General features: G+C 58.8%; 8 protein-coding genes. 3 read left to right on the top strand and 5 right to left on the bottom strand.

Annotated elements, in window-relative coordinates; translation table 11 throughout:
* Window positions 1–117: 117 nt before the first annotated feature.
* Together LA304_RS16500 and LA304_RS16495 are read right to left on the bottom strand one after the other, a co-directional pair.
* Entirely contained in the window at window positions 118–2,490 is a 2,373-nt protein-coding gene (locus LA304_RS16500; RefSeq protein WP_224504283.1) for a sulfatase-like hydrolase/transferase, read from the bottom strand.
* A gap of 3 nt (window positions 2,491–2,493) precedes the next feature.
* A complete protein-coding gene (locus tag LA304_RS16495; protein WP_224504282.1) occupies window positions 2,494–3,726 on the bottom strand; it encodes a tetratricopeptide repeat protein in 1,233 nt (410 codons plus the stop codon).
* Window positions 3,727–4,281: 555 nt separating this feature from the next.
* On the opposite strand from LA304_RS16495, the gene LA304_RS16490 reads away from it, so the two are divergent.
* Both LA304_RS16490 and LA304_RS16485 read left to right on the top strand, forming a co-directional pair.
* Complete coding sequence (locus LA304_RS16490; RefSeq protein WP_224504281.1) at window positions 4,282–8,496, top strand: rhamnosyltransferase WsaF family glycosyltransferase; 4,215 nt, start codon at window positions 4,282–4,284, stop codon at window positions 8,494–8,496.
* Window positions 8,456–9,340 carry a sulfotransferase family protein gene (locus LA304_RS16485; protein ID WP_224504280.1) on the top strand — a complete coding sequence of 295 codons (885 nt, stop codon included), beginning with the start codon at window positions 8,456–8,458 and terminating at the stop codon, window positions 9,338–9,340. The genes LA304_RS16490 and LA304_RS16485 overlap by 41 nt, the downstream gene beginning before the upstream one ends.
* 62 nt (window positions 9,341–9,402) lie before the next feature.
* Here LA304_RS16485 and ggpS read toward each other — a convergent pair whose 3' ends face one another.
* Genes ggpS through LA304_RS16470 form a run of 3 tightly spaced genes read right to left on the bottom strand, consistent with a single transcriptional unit; the run spans window position 9,403 to window position 12,756 of the window.
* Window positions 9,403–10,902, bottom strand: a complete 1,500-nt coding sequence (gene ggpS, locus LA304_RS16480; protein ID WP_224504279.1) for a glucosylglycerol-phosphate synthase — start codon at window positions 10,900–10,902, stop codon at window positions 9,403–9,405.
* A 1-nt stretch (window position 10,903) separates the two neighbouring features.
* A complete protein-coding gene (locus LA304_RS16475; protein ID WP_224504278.1) occupies window positions 10,904–11,686 on the bottom strand; it encodes an HAD-IIB family hydrolase in 783 nt (260 codons plus the stop codon).
* 2 nt (window positions 11,687–11,688) lie between these two features.
* The gene (locus LA304_RS16470) at window positions 11,689–12,756 is read right to left on the bottom strand and encodes an NAD(P)H-dependent glycerol-3-phosphate dehydrogenase (protein WP_318010704.1); all 1,068 of its coding nucleotides are present in this window, start codon (window positions 12,754–12,756) and stop codon (window positions 11,689–11,691) included.
* Between the two features lie 482 nt (window positions 12,757–13,238).
* Here LA304_RS16470 and LA304_RS16465 point away from each other — a divergent pair, with 482 nt between their 5' ends.
* Entirely contained in the window at window positions 13,239–14,213 is a 975-nt protein-coding gene (locus LA304_RS16465; RefSeq protein ID WP_224504276.1) for a glycosyltransferase family 2 protein, read from the top strand.
* The last annotated feature ends 2 nt before the right edge of the window (window positions 14,214–14,215 follow it).

The raw sequence follows: 14,215 nt of genomic DNA, 5'->3' as shown, positions 1-14,215 counted from the left end.
CCCTTTCGGACGCCCCTCAGCGCCCAAGACACAATATTAACACATTTCCTCCACTTTTATTCCACACTTAATTATACCCAAACAAATCAACAACTTCACTGACCTATCGCAACACGTCTAAGGCGAGTCGACCGCCAAAACAGTCGTCAGGCAGGCTGGTGAGAGCTCAAGACCGATGGTGATTCCCCCCTTGCGATAGAATCTGTAGTCTGTGCCGTCGATCCCTCCGCCTCCCCCACTAAGCTCAGTAAAGCGTCCGGAGGTATAGCTCACGCCATCGACCATGACACGTCGCAGAAGCAGGTCGATATCGCCCGTCAGCCCCTCGCCAGCCCATTTGTCGTTCGTGAAATAAATCTCCAATTCCCTTGAGCAGGGATCGAGAATAACCGGCAGACGGATGTCCATGAAGGCGGCGTTGATCTCATCGCGTGTCGCGCTTTGGTTGCTCGTATCGGGAGCGGATGCGACCTCGAACCCGCCGATATCTTCACCATCCAGGAACACCCACCCTTTCGGCGCCTCACCGAACGCGGTTCCCGAGACGGTCAAAACGATCTCCGTCGCGCGGGTCTTAGGCAGGGTGGGAAGCTCGCCGGACAGGATGGCTGCCATCCGCGCCTTGTGCACTGAAACCGCAGCCGCCATCACCCGCTGCGCATCGGCGAGCGCACCTGGATCAGACAAGGCAATATCGGTCTTCTCATACGGGTCAGTCGCGAGGTCGTAGAGCTCCGCCTCTCCCGAATTCGCGTTGATGATGAACTTGCGGTCCCCGTCTGTGAACCCGATCTGGAACCCGTTCCACGGCGCAAAGAAGATCGCGCCATGCGGTCGCGTCTCTGCAAACACCGACTGGCCTTCCCACTGAGGCGGGGTTTCGATCCCGAGGAGATCGGTGATCGTGGCGGCTGCGTCCGAGATGGAGACAATCACATCGCTGCGCGATCCTGAAAACAGTTGGGGATTGATGAAGGCCATCGGCACATGCACGTTTTCCTCATAGATCGACGCCGCGTGCACATAGGTTCCATGCTCTCCGAACGCTTCGCCGTGATCTCCCATGACAACGATCAGGGTTTCTTCGAGCAGGCCACGTGCCTCAAGATGCGCCATGAGTTCCCCAAAGGCCTCATCTCCGACGCGGAGCGCGTTGAGATACCGGTTGTAGGTCTCGTCCTCAACGTAGGTCTGCGGTTCCTGCCCCGGGAAATAAGGATAGTGGGTCATGCCTGTCCGGAAGGCGAGAAAGAAGGGCGCGTCGGGATCATCGTCCAGCCACATCTTCATTTGATCCGCTGTGCACAGATCAGACGACGTATTGCGGAACCGGTCGGTGACGTTCGTGACCTCGAAGACACCCTCCTCACAGGTCCAATCGCGATAGTCGACGACATGATCGAAGCCAATCGCGGTTAGGAACCCTCCGGTATTCTGGAACCGGTTGTCCGCTGAATTGAACCACGCGGTCCGCATACCAGCCGCGCCCAACACAGACGGCAGGTTAGGGAGATTATCCGCCGTGTGCGTTTCCGTCATAGAGACGCTCGAAAGCTCCGGCACGATGCCCGCAAAGGCAGATACGAGGAAATAGTTCGAGGCCGGCACATGGGCATAGGCGCGATCAAAAGCGATCCCGTGATCGAGCGCAGCCGCGAGGTTCGGTGTCACAGGATAGGCTCCCTCCCACCCCTGCGTCTGCCGCGCGGGCGTCGATTCATACGCGAAGAAGACCACATTGCGGATCGGAATGGCTGGTTCGGAGGGCCTTGGCGCACCCGACACCCTTTCAAACGCCTGCGTCACATCACCGACATTCTGCAAAAGAATGAGCGCATCCGGCGTTGCGGACTGCGAAAAGGACCGCGCAAACGCGACAAGCGGGTTCACTCGTCGCTCCGCGCTACCGGCCACGGGCGTCGAGATCAAGGCGAGACCAAGCACGACACTCACACCATAGACGCCCAAAAGAGGCCCTGCCCCCGGGAACCGCTCCCGCGCCAACACGCGCGCGCCACCAAAGACCACCACGAGCAGCGAAAGGGTCATCAGAACCCCGCTCATGGACAGAACGTGTGGAAGGCTATCGAATATCACATCTGTATGCGCCACATCGGAATAGGCGACCCAATCCGCCGTCACGGGCGCGCCAAGCATCCGAAGCGCGGTAATGTTCACCGCCCCCCATAACAAGATCACGGAGAGAGAAACGACATACATGCCAGTGAGCATCCGACGCGCAACCGGTCGCGCAGCCCCGCGTAGAAACGTGAGGACGCCGTAGGTGAGGAGCAACAAGATCAACCAATCCTGCCAGATACCCTGTAAAAATAGTTGTCCAACAAGGCTGGCACGAAGCCCATCCATATCCGGACGCAGTGCAATCAATCTCAGGACGAACAACGCGAGCCCCGCAAGCGCACCCGTCCACAGCACACGGTCGGAACGTCCGTCAGAAGGCAACGGGCGCCCCAATTCTTTTGCCTGCATATTTTAGCTCCTTGCCAGAAGCGCTCCGAGAATGTCCGGGCGCATGACGCTATCGTCACAGGCCGGATTGTCAGGCAAGCTCGGGCACGCCTTGTTAAGCGCGCGGATCGTGCGTTTGTCCGCGTAGCCGTTCGGATTTGCCGCAAAGAACCCTTCTTCCGAGAGTTTCATCTGCAACAGGTAAATCATTGCATTCGGGTTCGCCTTATAGAGGTCTTGCGCAAACGCGCTTGACATGCGGGCGGGATACGCATTCACAGCTTCCGCAAGCTTTTTGTAGCCAGAGGGCGTATAGGCGCGCCGCGCCTGAATCGTGCGCTCAAGCTGCCAATACTCGATTTCGTCAAGGAGCGGCGCGAACTCTTCGAGCGCTTCTTCGGCGCCAGACACGTTCCGCCGGACATTGAGCCTGTTCCCGTCTCGTAGCAGGCGAATGAGGAACTGTGCAGCATCGCCATTACCATTCTCGGCAGCGGCTCTGAGCCCTGCGAGCGTCGCAGGTCCGCTCGCGCGCATATTGATGCCCCACATCTGACGGTTGGCATCAAGCACAGCAACGCGGGTGTTACCCGCCTCGCGGGCTTTCTCGGCATATCCTTTGTATTTCGCGCGAGAAACTTTTCCGCCGCCAAGGTAGCCATACATTGCCCCCTCTGCGAGCGTTGCGTAGGCGCGCGCCTCACCAAGTTCGCCCGCACGGTTTAACATCGCCTCGGCCGTGGTTGCACCGCGTTCGCTCCACATCCACATTTCACCGACTTTCCACAGAGCGGTTCCGTCCCCCGCCTCTGCCGCCAGTTCGGCGAGATCCAAAGCGCGATTGACATTGCGCGGCACGCCCGTTCCGTAGAGATACAGCGTCGAGAGCGACGTCATAGCGCCGACATTCTCAGCCTCGACACCTGCTTCAAGCAAGGCAAGTCCGGTCTCAGTTTCCCGTGGCAGCGCCCATCCGGCGACCAACTGTTCCCCCAGAATGCGCTGTGCGGAGGCATCTCCGCCCTCAATCGCTTTCTCGAGCCAAGCCCGCGCCTGAACCGGATCAGCGGCGGCGACCCGCCCCCAAAGGAGTGCTGAGCCCAGTTCCCTCTGAGCCTCGGCATCCCCCCTATCTGCGGCCTGCTTCAGGAGAGCGAGCCCCCTCGCGACATCAATCTCCCGCCCCTCAAGACCATAGAGCAAAGTCAGCCCTTCACTTCGGAGCGCGTCATTCGGCATTTCAGCAGTCGAAGACACTGCCTGAGGTGAATCAGTGGACTGTGCCCACGCAGGCGTCATCGGCAATTGAAAAAACGCCAACCCCGCGCACAATGAAAGAGACAGGCCTTTTACGGATAAAGCACGATCATGCATTTCCCCCTCCTATGATGGGGACGATTATCGCGCGGAATCGGGTTTATGTCATTGATTTACCGTAAACGGCAGCAGCGCCGGATTGCTGCGCACGCAAATACCGCGCAACCCATGGATGCATTTGGCGAAGAAAACGACACGCCAAGAGGCGCGTTTCTGTTGGGGAAAGCGCGATTTAAACTTGCGTGGGGCCGATCACACTCAAAGCGCCAGATCAGGCATTAGAGGATTATTTACCTTAAACCGATAGCCAGAAACCGCGTTCTTCCTGTTCCAACCCTTAAACGTGACGGCGGCCCAGTGCATCATTCTCACAAGAACATTCTACAATCCAAGATTGATCCCATCGCGTCAGGGAAAGCCCTTCGCACCTGCGAAACAGCGGCAGGTCGAGCCGAAAAAAACACGTCGGCACAGATCGCTCCCGGCGGTTCACACTTGTTCAAACCCGCCCTGAAACTCTCGGATGTCTTCGATTTCGAGTTTTACCGCGCCCAAGTCAAAGGTCGCCCGCCCGCGAGTTTCGACGCAGCAGCAGCGCATTATACCTCCAAGGGCTGGCGCGCTGGCCTATCTCCATCCCCGTTCTTCGACACGCGTTTTTACCGTGCCAACAATCCAGACATCGGAGATGTAAGCCCCCTCGCCCACTACCTCGTCTATGGCCAGTTCGAAGGTCGACGCCCGAGCGAGGGTTTTGATCCTTCTGCCCGTTTGACCGAGACGGGACGACTTCTCCGTTCGCGCTGCATCGGCGCGGTAGATCGTTCCGCCTACCTAAGTCAACAGGAGGCCTCGCTGCAGTCAGACATCGACCCTGTGATGCACTATTTCGCCTTCGGCCATGCCGCCGATTTCGGTTTGACTGACAAGTTTGATGCCGAACATTACCTCACCACAAACGAAGATGTGCGCGAGGCCGGAATTGTGCCGTTGCTCCACTATCTCGAATTCGGGTTTATGGAAGGGCGTAGCCCTCATCCATCTCAGACCTGGCTCTTGCCGCCGTGGGAGTTGCTTGTGCGGGCACATCTTGTCCGCGCCCATGTCGTCCCGAAGGTCTACAATGCGCAGTTTCCGACGGCATCGGTGACGACAATCGACATCTGCCTGCACTATCTCCTCTATGGAGAACGGGCTGGCATCCGTCCGAACGCGTGGTTCGATCTGGCGCGTGCAGAACGCGAAAGTCCGTCCCAATCCGACACCCTCACTCACCTCGAACGCCATCTCATCGCAACGGGCGCCATCAAAGAACTTCCGATCCACCGGCCAGATGATCTCGACCCCACATCGGGAAGCTTCGCAAATATCCCTCTATCCGCGCTTCTGCCCGTGGATGACTGGGGAGCCGTAAAGGCACGCAATGGCTTTGATGTCGACAAGACCTATTCCTATCGCGGCCAGAACGATCTGACGCCTTTCGACATTCCTGATACCACGGAGACCTTTGGCACGCCGGAAATCGACGACGCATTCGTCCGGCATGTCGCGCAACAGGCAAAGGGCGGCACACTTTCTTGCGACATCTGGGACACGGTTCTCAGGCGTGATTGCTATCCGGATGAGACCAAACTCCGCGCCGCCCGTGCACTTTGGCTCACGCAACGACACGCGTATCCACATTTGAGTGCGCTTCACCCTATCGATGTTCTACAAATGCGCCGCGTCGCGGAGGCAAAGGCGTCAGACGCCGTATTTGAGTTCCAGTTCGAAGAGATGTCCGCTCTCTGGCTCTCCTACCTTCGGATCACAGACCCGGACGCCCTTCGCAGCGTTGCGCAAGCCGAACTCACCATTGAAACACGCACCACCTCTCCCGACCCCACGGTCACGGCCCTCCTCAGCGGCTTCGAGGGGCGAAAGATCGCGATTTCAGATTTCTATCTCGGCGCAGATGCACTTCGGACGCTGCTCGACTCGAACGGTGTTTCCCCCTTCGACGCGTTCTACGTCTCCTGCGACCATATGGAGACGAAGCGACAGGGCGGTCTCTACGACGTTGCAGCATCACGCGAACCTGATGAACCGCGCGACATTCTCCATATCGGCGACCGGTTCGGCACCGACGTCGAAAATGCCCAGCGGCATGGTTTCTCCGCGGAGCTTTATGCCTCACCCTTTGAGGAGCGCCGGAACACCGCATCGGGAAAGGCCTACCACCGCCACCTCAACGGCGACTTCACGGAACACGCAGCAAACCTTTCAAAAATCACCGGTTTCGATCCCAATGGCGCTACGTGCCCAGCGCAGGCGCTTACCATTCTCTTCGTCGGCTTCGCTCTCCAAATCATCGAAGAAGCCTATCGAACGGGACAAGACACAGTCTATTTCTTCTCCCGTGAAGGGGCATTCTTTAAGACCCTCTTTGAGGAGGCGGTGTCTCAGGATGTCTACGATACCGGCGCCTATCCAAAGGCGGACATGCTCTACACCAGTCGTCGCGCAAGCTTCGCCGCCTCCCTCGCAGACCTCAGCCCCGAACATCTGATGCGGCTGTGGAGCCAATACTCAACGCAGTCTCTCGCAGCCCTTGCTGTGACGTTGAACATCCCGGTGGAGAGCTGGAAAGCCGCAGCCTTGCGTCACGATCTCGATCTCGAAACACCTATTGAGTTCCCATGGAAGGACCCGCGCGTCCTATCCTTCCTCGCAGATCCGGAGGTCAGAGACGCGGGGCGTGAATGCCTATGGGCGCAGCGTGACGCGCTCTTGCAATACCTCACCGAAATCGGCTTTGCGCCGAAGGAAAACCTCTCCCGCATGATCGTTGACATCGGGTGGCGCGGGACCATTCAGGACAACCTCGCGCGCGTCACCAACGGGACGCTGCACGGCTGCTATCTCGGGCTCGAAGAGTTCCTCAACCCGCAAGCCACACGAACAACGAAGTGCGGCTATCTCTTCGATGAAAACCGTGGGGATCAACGCCCGATCTCGGAATTCGCAGCGCTCGAATTCATCTCGAACGCGCTTGGCGGGTCCGTCATCGGCTATCACGACGGCGAGCCATTACGCGAGGTGATCGAAGGTGAAGAGCGCTGTATAACGGAGCAAGTTCTGCCGCTTCAGCGGGAAATCCTCGCCACGGCAAAGGACGTCCTCGCCTATGTCGGTCGTCATGGCCTTGTGTCAGAGGACCTGCGCCATCTCGCGAATATGATTGCCCGCGCCTATATGAAGGCACCCGACCAGCGCGTTGCCGACGCATTTGTCACGCTCGAACACAATGAGACATTTGGCACAGGAAGCGCCGACCATATGGGAGAGGAGACGGCTCTCTCCTTCGCAAGCGACAGCCCTGACTACGCGATCCACGCCGCCAGCGCAGAACATTTCGCGAAGCGGCGCTGGGTAAATGCATCGCTCGCCTCAAAAGAGTTCGAGACCGCGTTCGAAGAGCTGCCACCCGCGCAGCGTCTTTCCCTCGCGCGACCGGACCGAGCCCCAGCCATTCCATCGCATCTGCGAAGCACGGCAGCGGAGATTGCGATTTACGCCCCCCATCCGATCTGGGGCTCAGGCGGGCATCGGACGATCTACAATCTCGCGAAGGCATTGACCCACGCAGGCCACAACGTGCATGTGCTTTCCGAGGGGCGCGGTGAGCAATACGGATATCTCGAACAAGAACTCGCGGGCACTGGCATCACGACACACGACACATGGCAGACGCCAATCTCACCGGACGTGGCCATTGCCACAATCATGCACAGCGCCTCGACCGTTGCCGCGCTCTATGGCGACGATGTGCAAAAATTCTACCTCGTGCAAGACAACGAAGCAGAGTTCAACATGCTGTCGGATGGCTTCGTGCGCGGTGAAAATTCGTTCGCGCAAGGCCTCCAGCACCTGTGCGTCGGCCACTGGTTGCCCCACCTGATCCAAACCCGTTTCGGCAGCCCCGCCATCGGCGCGGGCCTTGGGGTCGACACAACGATCTACCGCCCCTTCGATGACATCGAGAAACGCAAGCGGATTGCGGTTCTTTATCAACCTGACAAACCGCGCCGGATGCCGGAACTCGCGCTTGAGGCGCTGCGCCGTGTTAAGCTGATTCATCCAGATCTCGAAATCGTCACCTACGGGTCGGCGCCGCGGCCTGATCTGCCCTTTGAGTTTGAACATCTCGGCCTCGTTGACGATCTCGCGCATCTGAACGGCCTATACAACAGTTCTCCGATCGGCCTTTGCATCAGCCTGACGAACCCGTCACGCATTCCGTTCGAGATGATGGCCGCAGGCTGCATCCCCGTCGACGTCTACCGTTACAACAACCTCTTCGACTATTCCGATGGCTCTGCGCTACTGGCGTATCAGTCCCCCGCCTCACTCGCTGCGGCCTTCGATCATCTTCTGCGCAATCCGGACGAATGCGCCGCAAGGAGAGAAAAGTCGATCGAGATCGCGAAAATGCGCACGCTGCGCTGGGAGACGGACATCCACGTTAACGCTATTGAAGCGGTTCTGCGCGGCGAGGATCTTTCGCAAATTCCGGCGACCGGGCCGAGCTACAATTCCCCGGCGTTTCTCGCGCAGAGGACGACACGCCCGCCGTGCGCAGCTTCGTTCACTGGCAGCAGACGATGGGGCAATCCAAAGAGGGCGACCAATGAAACATGCTACCATCGAAGAGACTGCAGCGGGCACTAGATCGCCGACCCTTGTTGGCCTCCACATCCCGAAATGTGCGGGATCGAGCCTGCTGCGCATGGCCGAAAGGGGCCTACCGCCGACGCAGCTCTATCAGAACACCTCGTTCCACAAGAACTTTGCCCAAGGGCGGCCCGAGTTTTTCGAAATTAGAAACGTCGCCGCGCTTCGGTTCATCTGGGGGCATTTCGTTCACGAGGAGATGCTCAAATATGTCGAGCAGCCCTTCCTCTTCACCTATCTGCGCGATCCCGAGGAACGCCTGAAAAGCAACTATCGCTTTCTCAGCCGGCACAAAGCCAACCTCGGGCAATCCATCGATCCATGGCACGTTTGGGTCGAGAAAACCCCGAAGAACCCGATTTGCCAGTTTATCGTGGACCGCTTTCCGACATTTGCGGGAACGGGCGGCTTGTTAGACCGCGCCCAGAATGTCCTTCGCGTTTTCGATTTCGTTGGCTTCACAGAAAACTTTGCCGAGACCGCACCGCACCTCCTCGAGCTTAGCGGCGTACACGCGCCGGTTCTCCGTGAGAATACGACCGCACCGTCCGAGACCCCTCTGGTGATCCCTGACGGTTATCTGACCCTCGACCAAGCGTTGTACGACTGGGCGCGCGATCAGGCAAATAGCGAGCTGCCTAGGAACCGGAAACAGCCAAATACAGCGCTAGCAGCATTTCTGAAAACGCCAGCAAAGGAGGCGTTTCTCCGTGACTGGATGGCGCAAAAACTTGCCCGCGAATACAGGGACTTCAACATCACGGATCCTGCCGCACAGCATCATCGCGGCGCGCAACTCTGGCATAAGACGATCCTCAGCCATCTGGGCAGCGTCGCTTAAAAATTGAGAAAGCCGCAGCGACCATGCTGCGGCTTTCTCTTATTCGTACCGATTTTGAGGCATTACTCTGCGGCGAAATCCACCGCGATGACGGTGTCACCAAAGGCGCGCATCTGATCTTCTGCCCAGAAACGGATGTCCTGTTTCGCAACCATCGCACGGTTGGCCTTCATACGGCCGCGGCGTTCCTCAACAGGAAGGTCCAAGGCGAACTGGATCGCACCATCCATGGATTTGTGCGAGAACGGATTCGTCGGAACGGCCGCCGCCAATTCCACCGCCGCGCCAGCAAATTCGGACAGCACCAGCACACCGTCATCATCATCACGCGCAGCGCAGAATTCCTTACATACGAGGTTCATGCCATCCGCGAGCGGCGTAAGCCACGCGACATCCGCCGCGCGATAGTAGGCCACAAGGGTCTCGAACGGGATCGGGCGCGAAATGAGGGCAATCGGCTGCCACTCAAACGTCCCGTAGCGACCGTTGATCTTGCCCGCGAGAGACTCGAGTTGCTCCTGAATCTCGGCGTAGGCCGTCATGTTCGCATTCGCCGCGACGGACACATGCATGAGACGCACCTTGCCACGCAGATCAGGACGGGTCTCCAGAAGGCGTTCAAAGCTTTCCAACTGCTCAATGCCACCCTTGGTATAGTCGGTGCGGCCTACGGAGAGCAGGAGTTTCGCGTCACCCAACTCTTCCTTAATGCGCGCCACTTTTTCAGCGGTCTCGTCACGTGCGACGACCTCTTCAATGTACGAGGTATCGACACCGACGGGGCTCGCCTGAAGACGGATTTTCCGGCCTTCATAGCCGAGCTCGGTCACGACGGACTGCTCAGAGAGTGCGGAGGTTTCAGCACTCATCTCGGGGCTGACCTTCTCACGCTTAAGCGTTTCCACGTCGAGAAGCGAGCGCGCCGCCGACACGAAGTTGTTCACATAACGCGGGATGTGGAAGCCGACGACATCACAGGCGAGCAAGCTCTCCAAAATCTCTTTGCGCCACGGCAGCACGTTGAAAATGTCCGCATTCGGGAACGGAGTATGGTGGAAGAAGCTGATCTTCAGGTCAGGACGCAGGGTGCGCAGATAGCCCGGCACGAGCCACAGGTTGTAGTCATGCACCCACACCACAGCGCCCTCAGCCGCCTCGGCAGCTGCGGCCTCCGCAAACGCCCAGTTTACTTCACGGAACGTCGGCCAGTCGACAGGGTCATAGTTGTAGCGTTCCTTGAACCCGTGAAGGATCGGCCAGAAAGCTTCTTTCGAGGAGACGTGATAAAAGCTCGTCACCTGCTCAGCAGTCAGCGGCAGACGGGAGACCGTATAGTCACCATACTGATCCTCGATCTCGATCACCTGCTCAAAGTCTGGGTTGGACGGGTCATCTGCCTGCTTCCACGCAATCCACGCGCCCTTATCGACGCGACCAAAAAAGCTCTTGAGCGTCGGGACGATCCCGTTCGGGCTCTTGTTTTCGCGGTATTCGATTTTTCCGTCTACCTCGACCTCTTCGTAAGGCTGGCGGTGGTAAACAATAACTAGATCGGACGGCATATCAGACTCCTTTCGGGATGTCGTGAAGGTCAAAGGCAGCGATGGCTTCGAGGATGCCGGCGGCACCGTGGGCCTCGGCGTGATACACGCGCTCGTAGCCGTGCAGTCGCTGCGTGAGGGCTGTTTCAGAGTTACCAACCGCGACGGCCTTGAGGCCGGAGATCAGCATGGACAGGTCGTTCATCGTGTCACCCGCGCAGAGGACGCGGGACTCGGGAATACCGAGATGGTCGACAAGACGTTTGATTGACGGGCCTTTGGAGATGCCTTTCGGCAGGACATCGAAATATTTGTTGTCGGAAATGAGCCAGTCGAACCCCATCTCTTCGACGAGCTTCTCCGCGCTCGGGTCATAGGACGCCGGCGTCAGATCATAACTCACGCGGTAACGGAAGTTCGTCGGCTGAAGCGTCAGTCCGGCGTGCCCATCAAGTGCGTCACGCACACGCGGGCCCGCATCGTTCCAAAGCGCGGCAATATCTTCTTCTAGTGCAGGGATAGGCTCCACGTGACCACGTTCGGTCACATGGGCAATCGTTGTCCCAACATCGCCGACGACGTATTCCGGCCACGGCAGCCCTTTCTCACGGCACATCTCCATGATGAATTCGGGATCGCGGCCGGTGACGAAGATGAGGCCCACGGTGTCACGATTGGCTTCGATCCAGTCATAGAGCGATTTGCGCTCGTCTGCGGTGCCTCCGAGGAAGGTGCCATCCAGATCGGTCGCAAGTGTAAAGCGGCGTGCGGAGATCACCGGACGCGCGGTCGTATGAACATTCATTCTTAAATCTCTCCGAATTGCAGAGGCAGATCAGGGGCAGGATGCGGCAGGGACAGGTCGAGAGCGTTGGGCTCCGCCTCAATCGGGCGTGCCCAAAGGGCGGTGAACGCCTCTTGCAGGTCCGCCCCCTTGTGAAGGACCGCGTTGACCGTTTCGCAGATCGGCATGGGAACACCGATGCGGTGCGCGAGGTCGGTGACAGAGACCGCGTTAACCTCGCCCTCGACGACGACCGGACGGCCCTCGAAACAGGAGGGGCGGTCGATGCCTTGACCGAGTTGATAGCCGAGCGACATGTTGCGAGAGGTGGTGGAGCTACAAGTCAGCGTGAGATCGCCCGCACCAGAAAGACCGGTCACAGTTTCACGCGAGCCACCGAGCGTCTGAGCCAATTGTTTCATCTCGTCCGTCCCGCGGGTGATCAGCGCAGCGCGGGTATTCTCCGCGAACCCGGCGCCAGACATCATCCCGCAGGCGATTGCGATCACATTTTTGACCGCTCCGCCGACTTCGACCCCGACGAGATCGTCAGAGACATAGGCGCGAAACCCGCCGCCGGAGAGCGAGATTGCCATCCGCACTGCGGGGCTCGTTTCCGGGTTCAGGCGGTCAGCATAGCTAAACGGGAACGCGACGGTTGCAGCGGTCGGATGATCGAGAGCCGTCTCGCGTGCGAAGGTCGGACCAGAGACTGCGCCGACCGGATGGCCCGGCAGCTCCTCTCCAACGACTTCAGACAAAAGATATCCCGTCCGACGCTCCACACCTTTACAGGCGAGCGCGACAGGAATGCTCGCTGGCATGTGCGGGCGCATTGCTTGGCATAGTGTCCGGAGCGTCGACGACGGCGTGACCATCAGGACGGCCTCAACACCACTGAGCGCTTCGGCCAGATCGGCAGTCGCGACTAGGCCGCGGGGCATTTGAATACCAGGCAGGTAATCTACGTTCTCAGACTGTTCATTGATTTGCTGGGCGAGGTCAGGGCGGCGCGCCCAAAGATTTACGGCGCGGCCATTCCGCGCGAGCACCATGGCAAGCGCTGTTCCCCAGCTACCTGCGCCGATCACAGCGACGCGGCCATAGGGGATGGATGGCTGGTGAGGCCTGGAATCCGTGACGGAATCCTTCATATCAGGAGCTCCTTTCGGGGGCTCTATGTCTCATTCTGTTCTTCTTGTTCTGCGCGCCCCACCGACCAAACGGTTCGCGTGACAAGGGGCAAGGAGAGCAAAAAGCCCTCGCGCTCATGCGGGTCGACACACGGGCGTGCGGTTCGCACATCAGGCACTTATGCCCCTTCCCGGCCGAACGGGTCAGTCACATTGACCCTATCACAAGGATAGGACCCACCCCCCGAGGGTCAAGGAGAAATGCCGCGATGCAGAAAAAGCCTTTGAAAAAAAACGGGATTTTCCGCAAAAGAGGGCGTGAAAACTGTGACTTTGTCGCATCTTGGGGACAAATGACTGATGCTCGGAGCGCGCATGTGTCATAGTTTGGTCTGGATTGGCTGCTAGCGAAAACACGAAAAGAACACCGAGACCTCTCCATGAAACTCATCATTCAGATACCCGCCCTCAACGAAGAAGGCACCATCGCGGAAACGCTGGCCGCACTGCCGAAATCCATGCCGGGTTTCGAAGTGATCGAGGTCTTGCTGATTGATGACGGCTCCACCGACGACACCGTCGACATCGCCCGAACCGCCGGTGTTGATCATGTACTCAGCATGGGCACGAACATGGGCCTCGCGCGCGCCTTTGCTGCAGGTTTGGAGGAGGCGATCCGCCTCGGTGCGGATGTCATCGTCAATACCGACGCAGACAATCAATACTGCGCGGATGACATTCCCGCCCTCGTGCGCCCCATTGTCGACAACGAGGCGCAGATCGTTGTTGGTGCGCGTCCGATAAAGGAAAACGAGAGTTTCTCCCCTCTCAAGAAGCAACTTCAAAGCTTGGGCAGTTGGGTGGTTCGTCGGGCATCCGGCTCTGACATTCCCGACGCCCCGAGCGGTTTCCGCGCCTATTCGCGGGAGGCGGCGGCGCGGCTCTGTGTGCTGACGACTTACACCTACACGTTAGAGACCATCATTCAGGCAGGCCGTAAGCGCATCCCGATGACGTCCGTCCCGGTGCGCGTGAACAAGGTCGAGCGTCCGTCGCGGCTTTTCAGGTCTATGGGCGGCTACATCCGCCGCTCCATTGCCACGATCCTGCGAGTGTTCGTGCTCTATGCGCCGCTCCGGTTCTTTTTGATGCTGGCCGGTGTCACTGCCTTGCCCGCCCTTGTCGTCATCGCGCGCTTTCTCTGGTTTGTGGCAAATGGAGATGGTGCGGGCCACGTTCAATCGCTTGTGCTTGCCGGGGCGTTGATGGCAATGATCTTTTTCGCGGTTGGTGTGCTCGCCGATCTGATCGCGGCGAACCGAACCCTGCTCGAAGACAACCGCTCCCGCGACCTTCTCAGAAACGAAGGGGCGCCACGCACGGACCGGCGACGTATCAGGGTCATAAAAGACTGATC

It is taken from the genome of Celeribacter litoreus, from assembly GCF_020165855.1.
GTDB classification, from domain to species: Bacteria; Pseudomonadota; Alphaproteobacteria; order Rhodobacterales; family Rhodobacteraceae; genus Celeribacter; species Celeribacter litoreus.
This window is presented reverse-complemented; position numbering and strand designations above follow the sequence as displayed.

Coding starts and splice junctions, on each gene's coding strand:
- LA304_RS16475 (WP_224504278.1), bottom strand. CDS start 11,686: ATGAATGTTCATACGACCGCGCGTCCGGTGATCTCCGCACGCCGCTTT.
- LA304_RS16500 (WP_224504283.1), bottom strand. CDS start 2,490: ATGCAGGCAAAAGAATTGGGGCGCCCGTTGCCTTCTGACGGACGTTCC.
- LA304_RS16465 (WP_224504276.1), top strand. CDS start 13,239: ATGAAACTCATCATTCAGATACCCGCCCTCAACGAAGAAGGCACCATC.
- LA304_RS16485 (WP_224504280.1), top strand. CDS start 8,456: ATGAAACATGCTACCATCGAAGAGACTGCAGCGGGCACTAGATCGCCG.
- ggpS (WP_224504279.1), bottom strand. CDS start 10,902: ATGCCGTCCGATCTAGTTATTGTTTACCACCGCCAGCCTTACGAAGAG.